Raw genomic sequence first — 12,111 nt, 5'->3', positions numbered from 1 at the left:
CCGACAGTCTTTAGTATCTTATTTGAGCGATTTATCTTTTGAACAATCAGGATACGAACAGCGCCACTTCGGTTTCTATTTTTTCGGATAAACATACCTTAAAATAGCTCGGCATGACCCAAAAATGCAAGTTTGAAACTTTTAACGCGCTGATTTTCAATATCTATTATTTGAAGTGTTTATGTCGTGCACGAAACAGGACCTTCTATCCGTGGTTATCAGGCTTTAAGCTTTTCGTGCCTTCATCATGCGGTCTTTCCCATTAATATCTTTTCGGCACTCAATGGATTTATAACCCAGTGTCTCGAACATCTCTGTCATTTCTTTGGCTAAATACTCATTGATCTCAAAATAAAGGTGTCCGGCTGGTTTTAGCATCTTCAGACCAAGTTGGGTAATGGTCCGATAAAAGATAAGTGGATCATTATCTTTCACAAACAGGGCAGTGTGTGGTTCATGATTCAGTACATTGGCCTCCATCATATCCTTTTCCAATTCACGTACATAGGGTGGGTTGCTCACCAAGCAGTTGAATTGCTCATCGATGGGTTGGTGATTTAGCACATCTACTAACTGAAAATCGACATCGAGTTTGAGGCATTGTGCGTTTTTTCGTGCCGTTTTCAGGGCTTCTTCTGAAATATCCCAGGCGGTTACTTGGGTGTCCGATAAGTTTGCTTTTAGGCTGAGAGCAATGCAGCCACTACCGGTACCAATATCTAGCAGACTTTGGAGTTTTTGATTGTCTTCAAGTATCCACTCAACCAGTTCCTCAGTTTCGGGCCGTGGGATCAACACTGATGGATTAACTCTGAATTCTAAACCATAAAATAGTGTAGAGCCTAAAGCATATTGGATGGGGATATGTTGTTTTAGTTGTATGGTGAGAGCCTTCAGAGATTTAAGCTGATCATAGCTAAGCAGGTCGCGGTTCATCATCAGCAATTGCGTATTATTTACCTTCAAAACATGCTGCAGTAATAGCTTTGCCATTTGTTTTATTTCCTCCTCAGGATAATGCTCCTTAAGTTCTGTCAGTAGTTGTGCTGTGAATTGATAAACCGTAGTGCCACTCATTTTTCGTATCTTGAGGGGCAAAATTACGAAACTCCGATGAATCATTTATCGCAAGAGGAAAAATACATGCAGCGCTGTTTGCAATTGGCACAAATGGCTGAAGGACTAACGTACACCAACCCGATGGTAGGTAGTGTGATTGTACACGAAGGCAAAATAATCGGTGAGGGTTATCACCGTAAGGCCGGGGAGGCTCATGCCGAAGTGAATGCTGTTCATTCTGTCAAAGATAAATCGTTACTCAAACACTCAACTCTGTATGTGAATTTGGAACCTTGTGCCCATTATGGAAAAACGCCTCCTTGCTCCAAGATGATTATTGATCATGAGATACCGCATGTCGTAATTGGTTGCATCGATTCTTTTTCTGAGGTATCAGGCAAAGGCGTAGAAATGATGGAAAAGGCTGGGGTGAAAGTTAAAACAGGTGTGTTGGAGCAGGAGAGTCTGGAATTGAACCGTCGTTTTTTTACCTTTCATAACAAGAAGCGACCCTATATCATTCTTAAGTGGGCCGAGTCGCAGGATGGTTTTGTTGATATTGAACGAAGTGATGAAAACTATGGTCAACCCACGTGGATAACCAATGAATGGGCCCGTCGGGTGGTGCATAAGCAACGAGCCTCGGAGCAGGCCATTTTAGTTGGGACACTAACCGCTATCAAAGATAATCCTTCGTTAACATTACGAGATTGGGCAGGTCATCAGCCTTTGCGATGTGTGATTGATAAACAGTGTCTTCTTGATGATCAATACCAATTGTTAGACCAACAGCATCCTACGCTGGTGTTTAATTTGCTACAATCCAAGAAAGAAGGAGAACTGGAGTATATTAAAGTATCGGAAGGCAAGCTGATTAAAGAGTTATTAAATGAGCTATGGAAACGTGATATTCAGTCGCTAATAGTGGAGGGTGGAAGTTATACTTTGCAGCAATTTATCGAAGGTAACTTATGGGATGAGACTCATCGATATATCGGTAATGTTCATTTTAAGAAGGGGGTAAAAGCACCTATTTTGATAGGGAATCCTATAAAAGAAGATCATTTTGGTGCAAGCAAATTATTGGTGTACCGTAATAATTTGTAAATTACACTTGAATGAATTCTGACCGAAAACTATGGATTTTATTGATAGTATACCTCCTTTAGTTATCAACATCATTAAGGTGGCCTATGTATTTGCAATGCTGGGCATTGTATTTATAGTCATGCTGGAAAACCGAAGTCCGTTGAAAGCTATCCCATGGATGCTGGTGCTACTATTTGTGCCAGTTTTGGGAGTTGTTTTCTTTGTGTTTTTCGGGCAAAACCTGAGGAAAGAAAAGATTATCAGGCGGAAGGGACTGAAGAATCATGATTTATTGAGTGAAATTGCGCACTCGCAAAGCCATAAGTTATCAGAAGGGAGCATGGACGACATGCCTCGGATGGAAAACAATAAGAAGCTGATCCAGTTATTTCTGAAGAATTCATCCTCCATCCTGACCATTGGTAACCAGGTAGATGTGCTTAATAATGGTCAGGAGACTTTTGAGGCAATAATCGAGGCGTTGGAATCGGCACAACATAGTATTCATCTGCAATATTATATTTTTGATGAAGATGAGATTGGTAACCGAGTTTTAGATATACTAAAAGAGAAAGCCAGTAAAGGAGTTGAAGTGCGCATGTTGGTGGATGATGTGGGAAGTTGGGAGTTAAAAAGATCTTTCTTTAAGCATCTCCAAAGCTATGGCATTAAGATATATAGTTTCCTGACTGTGCGTTTTCCGTCGCTTACCTCAAAGGTGAATTATCGTAATCACCGTAAGATTGTGGTGGTAGATGGTGAGATTGGTTTTTTGGGTGGCCTCAATGTGGCTGACCGTTATTTAAAAGGTAATCCTTCTTATGGTATATGGCGCGATATGCACTTGCGTATTACAGGCGATGCGGTTAACGCACTCCAGTCGGTATTTTTTATTGATTGGTATTTTGTTAGTCAGAAAGATATTGCTGATCCGAAGTATTTCCCACATAAGAAACCAAGTGGTGATAAATTGGTGCAGATTGTCACCAGCGGACCTGATTCGGATTGGCCAGGTATAATGATGGGGTATTATCAAGCCATTGCCAATGCCCGTAAATACGTTTACATCACAACACCTTATTTTATGCCAGGCGAAAGCGTATTGATGGCACTTAAGGCTTCGGCCATGGGAGGTGTGGATGTACGTATTATTATTCCACAAAAGAGTGATGCCTATTTTACAGCTTTATGTACCAAGTCCTATATTAAAGAAATGCTGCTCGCCGGCGTGAAGTTTTATTTCTACCAACCAGGTTTTTTACATAGCAAAATGATGGTGGTGGATGATGAGGTTTGCACGATTGGAACCACTAACATGGACTTCAGAAGCTTTGAGCAGAATTATGAGGTGCAGGCCTTTATCTATGATGAAGATAAAGCCAAAGAGGTAAAGGGCTACTTTATGGATGATCTTTCAAATTCTGAGCTTATTAAGATAGAGGAGTGGCGAAAGCGACCCCGATGGCAAAAGGCCAAGGAGTCGTTTGCACGATTGTTTAGTCCATTATTGTAGAGCTATCAATTTGTCGAATTGTGGAACTGATTAAAGCTGAAATCGTTGGACCCTAAACTCATTATTAGACACCTTGACAAATCAACGAATTAGCAAATCAGCAGGGAGCTACAGCGTCGACTTAACCGCTCCACCTTCTAAGGCATAAACCTGGCCTGTTGCGAACTCAGCCAAGGGAGATAGCAGCCATGCAGCCAGATTTCCTAAGTACTCAGGATTACCAAACTTACCTGCCGGTATAGCATTGATAAATGCCTCCTTTGTTGTTTCAAAATCCTGCGAACTCATCTGACTTTTCTTTTCGATTAAGCGATTGATTGCAGCCGTATCATGTGAACCTGGAGCAATCATGTTAAAGTTGATGTTTTGGCCGCTGACTTCCTGAGAAACAGTTTTCATCATGCCTACTACCGACAGTCTTAGTGAAGTGCTCAATACCAGGTTTTCGTAAGGTTGTTTCACCGATGAGCTTTCAATAAAGACAACGCGTCCATATTGTTGTTCCTTAAAATGTGGTAAGAGTTTTTGCGTCAGTTCAACTTTCCAGCGTAGCAAGTTACGATAGGCTTCATCCCAGTCTGAAAGACGCGTTTCCTCGAAAAGCTTGGCAGGTGGTCCACCAGCATTAATTAATATACCTGATATTTTATGTTCCTGAGCCAGATTAGCAGACTGGTTAATAGTATCTGAAGTGGTAATATTTCCTTTAAGTGGGATAAAGCGTTTTTTGTAGGTTGCAGCCATCTGATCAAGGCCGTCTTGCTTGCGCGCAATGCCAATCACCTTGGCTCCCTCGTTCATCAATGCTTTAGCTGTAGCTTGACCAAAGCCAGCTGTAGCCCCGCAAACAATAAAGGTTTGGTTTTTAATCTGTAGATCCATGGTTAAAAAGTTTCCTTTATTGACAAACGAAGGGTCAAAAGGTTTACTTTTTCTTACTCGATTTTGCAAATGGATTAAAATCAATACAGCGCTGCACCCATTTGTCCAGATCTTCATCCATATCAACTCCGTCTGGTTCAACCATCACAAAGCCTTTCATTACTCTTCCGGTAAAATCCATTGGTTTACTTCCTTGTTCGGATAATGATTGCTCATAAATGTCTGGAGAAATACGTGCCATCATATCATTCTTAACAACACCCATACACATTTTGTCGTCTACCATAAAGCACAAGCCTCCCATCATCTTTTTCTCTTCATATTGCACCTGTTTGCTCTTTAAGGATGTGCGAATCCGATCTGCTAAATGTTCGTCGTAAGCCATTTTTATTGTTGTTGAATGTTTTCTTATCTATCTAGCATCTTACGTCATATGTCTTAAATCCTGCGTCTTATGTCTTACATCTTAATATCTAAAAGTATTACATAAACGGATAACCTACACTAAAATAGACTCTGGGTTTCCAATCGTCAATATTGGTTCCCAAGCCAAAAGTGATTGGGCCGATAATGCTATTGATCGCAATACCACCGCCAAAACCTACAATTGATTCTTTAGGACTTAGGAAATACGGTTGTCCTTCGAATATTTCATTACCGAAATTGGGAGCATAAATACCATTCACCACGGCATGGGCATAGATGGTCTGACTCAGGTTAAAATTAAATTTAAAGCTGGCAAGTCCATAGTTTTCAGCTATTCTCTCCCGATAGTTTAAACCAACAAAAGCTGCATCACCAGTACTGATGTTGTAGGCTGTGCCACCAATGTAGTGCATATCAAAGAACGGGGCATCAGAAGAAAAAGCCGCCAGCGATATACTTGTTTCAATAGACGCATTTTTGCCCGGACTGTAACATTTAATGTAGCGAAGTGAACCGGCCAGATAATTTTCTTTAGGAATCCTGATAAAAGGATCGATGATAACTTTGCTGGCATCATTGCCGGCATAATATTCATAGGCATTAAAATTAAGCTTGCCTGCAATATGCAAGTGATGTCCTTTATCAGCAAAAAACCTTTTGTTTAAAGTATTTCTGTCAATAGTGAGTGTTCCGTATAAAAAGCCATTTCCAAAGCGCCTGATTCCCTGATCGAAGATGTAAGATAACCCAGAGCTTTGGCTGACTCTTATCTCTTCCCAATTGATTTTTGCCGTTATCATGGTCCTGGTTTTATACGACAAGAATATTCCTGCACCGGCCTGTGTTTTATAGTAATTAAAAGTGCCTTCTTTTTTGAGATTATCTTTGTATATGGGTAATGGTGTGCGTTCAAAGTAACCATCAGCGGTAAAACCAGTTGATTGTTGTTCTCCCAGATAGGCCATAAGCTCACTATGGAATCTTGGTCTCTCCGAAATGTCTGCAGTTAAAGATAAGCGGCTATTTTTGGTTAATAAGTTGCGCATGGTAATATTGGAAATAATACCTGCTTCCAACTCATTGTCGTAATGTAATGAAAACTTTGCCTGAGTCAATTGTGCCTCTTCTGTATGGAAGATTAGAGTATACTCATTCTCTGAATATTCCAGATCATAGGTGATCTGATTATAGAAACGGGTTCCTATGAGCCTTCTGATACCGTTATTAATATCTTCAAGATTAACAGTATCACCTTCATGAATACCCAATTTATTCAGATAGTAGTTTCGTGATACATGATAACGATTCCTTATTTTTATATGAGAAATAATTACCTGATCGGGAGTAACAGGTACTATTATCTCTGATTTTGCAGATATATTATCAATTGAATCGGCCAGAGCAGACAACTGATTTAGTTGTAAGCGTGCAGCCTGCTCTCCTCTCTCAATAATAGCATTGCCATCAAAAAAACTTGCGGAAGTATAAGGATCTAAATCTGGTGTAATCAGGTAATCAGTCGCATCAATTGATTCCTGCAGAACTATGTTGCTGCCGATCATCGCGGATGTCATTAATATTTCAGTGATGCTCCTGAGTTCGTCTATCTTAGGTTTATCGCTGGTGCCTACGTTGACACCAATGATAATATCAGCCCCCATTTCTCGGCACAGCAGAACCGGGAAATTATCAAGTAAGCCTCCATCGACGAGGTACATGCTGTCTTTTTCAACAGGTGTAAATACCGATGGAATTGCCATGCTTGCCCGCATTGCCTGCGAAATATCACCATCTTTAAAAACATAAGGTTTACCTTCAACCAAATCGACTGCAACGCAACGGAAAGGAATTGGAAGCTCATCAAATGTTTTGCATTTAGAAACATGCCAGGTTAATCCTGATAACATCTCCGAGATTCTTTGTCCTCTTACCATTCCCGGAGGAAGGTGCAGTCCTTTTTTAGAAACATCCAATTCTACCTGAAAGCGATTATAATCGGTTTTTTCTTCAGGTACCACATCAGATAGTGGAATTTGGTCACTTAGAACCACTGACCAGTCTGCTGCTTTAACGATAGAATCCAGCTCACTGGCTGTATAACCACTGGCATACAGACCTCCAATAATGCTTCCCATGCTTGTGCCTGTGATATAATCCGGACGAATACCAGCTTCTTCGAGAACTTTTATAACACCTATATGCGCTAATCCCTTAGCTCCACCGCCACTAAGAACTAATCCTATTTTAGGACGCTCAACGTTCTCCTGACATATTACATGATGACTGATTAGACTAAATAAGGAAAGGCAAAGAAAAAGATGTTTCATACAGGTTTAGTTTCTATTCTTAATCAATAAAACAGAGCCGTACATGTCTGGTAATTCAACAAACACTTCAGGTATATGCTGCCCAAACTCATCAACGGCTTTCTTCACCCCTTCCCAATTGTGATTGTAATCATGAATAATAATAGCGCCCTCAAGATTTAACTTTGGATAGAAGTATTCAAGGGCATCTTTGGTTGATTGGTAGAGGTCTGCATCTATATGTACTAAAGCATATTGTTCATCAGGTATATCTTCTGTAGTTGATGGGAATATCCCTTCTCTGATGTGGAGTTTATTATTATTACCATCAATGTATTTAAGGACTTCATCTGGAGAAGTGTTATCAAATTGCACTGTTTGTGGCCTCACAGTGCCATCACAGTCTTCTTTAATTACCTGTTTGGGTAAACCGCTAAAACTATCGAAGAGATAAAAAGCACGATCTGGAAGCATATGGTGGATCAGTTTAGCTGTTTCGCCTTTATATACACCTAGTTCGGCAATGGCTCCTGAAATTTGCTTGTCATTGATTCGTTTTAACTGAAGCCAGATAGAATAGAAGCGGACCTTATCTTTGAATTTTCGTTCTTGCTTTATTATGCTTTTCTGAAGCTTTTTTTTCTTTTGAGTATCAAGCCATTCAAATGGTTTGAACAGCTTATGTGTATAAAAGCTCCAAAAGTAGCTGAGGGCCATTAAAACAACCAAGTTAATAAGCAGCAGGTTAATAAATTGTATGAGTGTCATGTTAATATACTTCTAGGTTAAAACAAATATAAATCAATTTTACGGCTTTAAATTTAATTATTCATCAAGTGATAATAATTGGTGTTTAAAGTGGGTAATTGCATAATAAAATAGAAAAGAACTCATGGAGACTAATGGTATGGAGAATTTGAAATTATCGTTTTTCGATAATTAGTTGTAATATTGTTATCGAAAAACAATAATAACTAACCCAAAAGCAAAATGAAAAATAAAAGAGGCCTATTCGCCATACTACTTCGAATTGTCAATGCCGGATTTTGGCTGAGTTTAATTGCATTACTTTTCTCTGTGAGTTCCGAGTTATTTACCTCAGATGGGAATTTTGGATTTATAATTGTTGGAAGTCACCATGCTAAAGGATATCCAATAGCAGTTAGTTCAAGAATTTACTTTTCAGATTCTACCTATACATATCAAGTTAGGTCTGGAGAATCAGAACTTGGAATGATAGAAGGGAGTCTTTATTTTAGAGGTCAGAGCAATAATCGAAGTGATAGTTTGAAAAAGCTCTATGAGGCGCATGGATTTTCACCAGAAACGGTAACCAGAAAGCAATTTTCGGAAAAATGGTATGAATCATGGCAGGATAACACGACTTTTTCATTTGCATCAGAATTGGAATCAAAAGGATATTTATGGGCAAAATCTTCGAATTGGTTTCTGAATTGTATTTTAATTATTAATGGCTACATGGGATTAATCTTCAGTATTTTAATATTCCATTACCTAAGCAACTTTTTCGATTCGCTTCGGAGAGATTTCACCTTTTCTGATCAAATTTGGAAATGGATTAATAAGATTGGGTTGTTATTAATTTCTTATGTCATAATCCGATTTGCAGTTTCTATTATTTTTATATCTAATTGCAGTAGTATTGGATTTTCTTCATGGACGAATGGGCATCCAGCCGTCTTACCATTTAATTTAAATGTTGAACCACGATTAGTTTTTGATTTTACATTGTTTATTATTGGTCTATCGTTGTTAGGATTAAGTTCCTTATTCAGGAAAGGAGCTTTGATTGAATCTGAAAATGAATTAACAATTTAACTATGCCCATTGTAATTAACTTGGATAAGATTTTGCATCAACGTAAGATGAGGAGTGCTGAGTTGGCTGAACTAATAGGTATTACAACAGCCAATCTTTCCATCCTTAAGACTGGCAAGGCAAAAGCAATTCGTTTTACTACACTTGAAGCAATATGTCAGGCTTTGGATTGTCAACCTGGTGATATACTAGAATATGTGAATGAATAATAGTTTTTAGTTAATAAAAAAATCAAATGATATGAAGTACTTTCTTTCCCTTTTGTTAATCTTTTTAATTGCTTGTCAACCAAAAGAAACACCGCGTCAGGATTGGGCAATAGCCTTACATGGCGGAGCTGGAAATATGAATCGTTCAAAATTCTCAGAGGAAGATATTCAGCGATATAAAAATGGTTTACAAGAGGCTCTTGAGCTTGGAAAGAAAGCATTAGCCAATGGAGAATCAGCCCTTGATGTGGTTGAGCTAGTTGTAAAAAACCTTGAAGATAATCCGCTTTTTAATGCAGGGAAAGGTTCTGTTTTTACCAATGATGGCAGAAATGAATTAGATGCGGCCATAATGGATGGTCGAAATCTAAATGCTGGTGCGGTTGCAGGAGTTGGTGATATTCGTAATCCTGTTAGTGCAGCTCGTTTGGTAATGGATAAATCACCGCATGTTTTGTTAATTGGTAAGGGTGCTTCATTGTATGCCCATCAAAATGGAATTGAGATGGTGGATAGTTCGTATTTCCATACCGAAAAACGTTGGCAATTATTACAGCGTGCTTTGCAGAAAGCAGGTAAAAATGGAACAGTAGGTTGTGTTGCCCTCGATCAGGATGGTAATTTGGCTGCAGCCACATCAACAGGAGGAATGAATAATAAACGATATGGCCGTGTTGGTGATGTGCCGATCATCGGAGCGGGAACTTATGCAAACAATAATACTTGTGCTGTTTCGGCTACTGGTCATGGCGAATACTTTATCCGTTACACTGTTGCGCATGATATCTCTGCTTTGGTTGAGTATAAAGAATTAAGCTTGAAGGAGGCTACCCGAACTGTGGTTAATGGAAAATTGAGTAACGAAGCGGGCAACGGTGGTGTTATAGCAATCGATAAGTTTGGAAATATTGCTCTTGAAATGAACTCTAGTGGTATGTTTCGGGCGTGGGCCAATTCTGGTGGCGAGGAAGGTGTTGCTATCTTCAGATAATTGACTCAGAAAATAAAAGCAAGACATAAGAGGAAAAAGGAGTATGGCTGCAAAGTCTTATGTCTTGCTTTTTTATTTAAGCTTATTTTATCTCATCTGAGTAATAGGCAGACGGAAGTTCACGCAGGTTGTAACGATTGGCCATTACTTCACCATATGCTCCGGCTGATCGAATTGCAATCAGATCACCTCTGTCAGTTTGTGGTAGATCAACAGCTTTACCAAAGCAATCGCTCGATTCACAAATCGGACCTACAACATCGTATTTTTCAACTTCATGTGTTGAACTCAGGTTCTCAACTTTGTGATAAGCCTGATATAATGCCGGACGAATCAAATCGCTCATTCCGGCATCAACGATGGCAAATTTTGTGTTGACTCCATTTTTTACATAGAGAACACGACTGACTAAAGTTCCACACTGTCCGACCATTGAGCGTCCCAACTCAAAATGTAATTCCTGACCAGGTTTTAGCTCAAGGAATTCATCGAAAATCTTAAAGAAGCTTTTGAAATCAGGTATGGCACTGGTGTCTGGCTGTTCATAATCGATGCCTAAACCACCTCCAACATTTACCACTTTAGGGCAGATATGATGACTAATAAACCAATTCTGTAGCTCATTCACTCTTAAACAAAGATCTTTGAAAGAGAGAAGATCGGTTATCTGAGAGCCTATGTGGAAGTGAATACCCTCCAAATGAACATTCTTCAGTTGCGTTAAAACATCAATGACTTTCTCTAAATCCCACTGATTTATACCAAACTTATTTTCTTCAAGACCAGTTGTTATATAATGGTGTGTATTGGCATTAACATTGGGGTTAATACGCAATGCCACCTTTGCTGTTTTGCCTTTCTTTTCGGCCAGTTCATTAATGATTTCCAGTTCTGGTATGGACTCAACATTGAAACAGGCGATGTCATTTTCAAGCCCCAGGTTGATCTCCCAATCTGCTTTACCAACACCTGCAAATACAACACTGCTTGCGTCAAACCCTGTCTCCAGTGCTTTTTTTACTTCATTCCCACTTACACAGTCGGCACCAAATCCAGCCTCTTTTATAGTTGTTAAGATACGTTCATTCGCGTTTGCCTTCACTGCATAATGCACCTTAAATCCATATCCATTTGCTTCTTCCTTTACGGCATCTAAAGTTGCATTAAGCAACTCCATGTTGTAATAGTAATATGGTGTCTGATGTTGACTTAATTGGTCAACAGGAAAATTAAAACTCATCCCTACCCCTAATTAAAAAGTTTATCGCTTAATAAATTTAGTGCCTTCTTCTTATCCTGTGCATTGATTAGCAGAGAAAGGTTATAGTTGCTTCCTCCGTATGAAATCATGCGAATCGGAATTTCTTTTACAGCATCAAAAATCTTATTGGCGTATCCTTTATTATCTGCAATAAGATCACCAACTACACAAACAATCACTTTATCATGATCAACTTCAACGGTGCCGTATTTCTTCAGGTCATTCACAATTTCGTCAAGATGCTTATTATCGTCGATTGTAACAGAAACACCAACCTCAGAGGTGGTAATCATATCGATAGGTGTCTTATAGCTTTCGAATATTTCGAATACTTTACGCAGAAAACCATAAGCCAGAAGCATTCGACCCGATTTGATCTTGATAGCGGTGATGCCGTCTTTAGCTGCAACTGCTGCCATGCGATCTTTCCTCTGGTTCGAAGAAATCAGCGTTCCTTCAGCCTTTGGTTCCATCGTATTAAGCAAACGGACTGGTATGTTAGCTAGTTTGGCTGGCAAAACACTTGTCGGATGCAG

At 39.3% G+C, this 12,111-nt stretch carries 12 protein-coding genes; 5 read left to right on the top strand and 7 right to left on the bottom strand.

Annotation, left to right across the window (positions count from 1 at the left end; all coding sequences use genetic code 11):
- Positions 1-225 precede the first annotated feature (225 nt).
- Positions 226-1,077 carry a peptide chain release factor N(5)-glutamine methyltransferase gene (gene prmC / locus AC4MRQ_RS21625; RefSeq protein ID WP_491199809.1) on the bottom strand — a complete coding sequence of 284 codons (852 nt, stop codon included), beginning with the start codon at positions 1,075-1,077 and terminating at the stop codon, positions 226-228.
- Between the two features lie 36 nt (positions 1,078-1,113).
- Between prmC and ribD the strand changes: the two genes are divergently transcribed.
- Positions 1,114-2,166: a bifunctional diaminohydroxyphosphoribosylaminopyrimidine deaminase/5-amino-6-(5-phosphoribosylamino)uracil reductase RibD gene (gene ribD, locus AC4MRQ_RS21620; RefSeq protein WP_491199808.1), complete on the top strand. Its 1,053-nt coding sequence runs from the start codon at positions 1,114-1,116 to the stop codon at positions 2,164-2,166.
- A gap of 31 nt (positions 2,167-2,197) precedes the next feature.
- The gene (cls, locus tag AC4MRQ_RS21615; RefSeq protein ID WP_491199807.1) at positions 2,198-3,661 is read left to right on the top strand and encodes a cardiolipin synthase; all 1,464 of its coding nucleotides are present in this window, start codon (positions 2,198-2,200) and stop codon (positions 3,659-3,661) included.
- Positions 3,662-3,769: 108 nt separating this feature from the next.
- Here cls and AC4MRQ_RS21610 read toward each other — a convergent pair whose 3' ends face one another.
- From AC4MRQ_RS21610 to AC4MRQ_RS21595, 4 genes are all read right to left on the bottom strand, one after another.
- Complete coding sequence (locus tag AC4MRQ_RS21610) at positions 3,770-4,543, bottom strand: SDR family NAD(P)-dependent oxidoreductase (RefSeq protein ID WP_491199806.1); 774 nt, start codon at positions 4,541-4,543, stop codon at positions 3,770-3,772.
- Between the two features lie 43 nt (positions 4,544-4,586).
- Entirely contained in the window at positions 4,587-4,928 is a 342-nt protein-coding gene (locus AC4MRQ_RS21605; RefSeq protein WP_491199805.1) for a TfoX/Sxy family protein, read from the bottom strand.
- Positions 4,929-5,025: 97 nt separating this feature from the next.
- Entirely contained in the window at positions 5,026-7,296 is a 2,271-nt protein-coding gene (locus AC4MRQ_RS21600; protein WP_491199804.1) for a patatin-like phospholipase family protein, read from the bottom strand.
- Positions 7,297-7,302: 6 nt separating this feature from the next.
- A complete protein-coding gene (locus AC4MRQ_RS21595; protein ID WP_491199803.1) occupies positions 7,303-8,043 on the bottom strand; it encodes a TylF/MycF/NovP-related O-methyltransferase in 741 nt (246 codons plus the stop codon).
- 222 nt (positions 8,044-8,265) lie between these two features.
- On the opposite strand from AC4MRQ_RS21595, the gene AC4MRQ_RS21590 reads away from it, so the two are divergent.
- The 3 genes from AC4MRQ_RS21590 to AC4MRQ_RS21580 are packed head-to-tail and all read left to right on the top strand — an operon-like array spanning position 8,266 to position 10,314.
- Positions 8,266-9,114, top strand: coding sequence for a DUF2975 domain-containing protein (locus tag AC4MRQ_RS21590; protein ID WP_491199802.1), 849 nt, complete (start codon positions 8,266-8,268; stop codon positions 9,112-9,114).
- Between the two features lie 2 nt (positions 9,115-9,116).
- Positions 9,117-9,323, top strand: coding sequence for a helix-turn-helix domain-containing protein (locus tag AC4MRQ_RS21585; RefSeq protein ID WP_491199801.1), 207 nt, complete (start codon positions 9,117-9,119; stop codon positions 9,321-9,323).
- Positions 9,324-9,354: 31 nt separating this feature from the next.
- Positions 9,355-10,314, top strand: coding sequence for an isoaspartyl peptidase/L-asparaginase family protein (locus AC4MRQ_RS21580; RefSeq protein WP_491199800.1), 960 nt, complete (start codon positions 9,355-9,357; stop codon positions 10,312-10,314).
- A gap of 82 nt (positions 10,315-10,396) precedes the next feature.
- Here AC4MRQ_RS21580 and lysA read toward each other — a convergent pair whose 3' ends face one another.
- A complete protein-coding gene (gene lysA / locus AC4MRQ_RS21575) occupies positions 10,397-11,554 on the bottom strand; it encodes a diaminopimelate decarboxylase (protein WP_491199799.1) in 1,158 nt (385 codons plus the stop codon).
- A gap of 8 nt (positions 11,555-11,562) precedes the next feature.
- Positions 11,563-12,111, bottom strand: a 549-nt coding sequence (locus AC4MRQ_RS21570; protein ID WP_491199798.1) for an ACT domain-containing protein, incomplete at its 5' end; no start/stop codon positions are given.

Source organism: Carboxylicivirga sp. (assembly GCF_982718395.1).
This window is presented reverse-complemented; position numbering and strand designations above follow the sequence as displayed.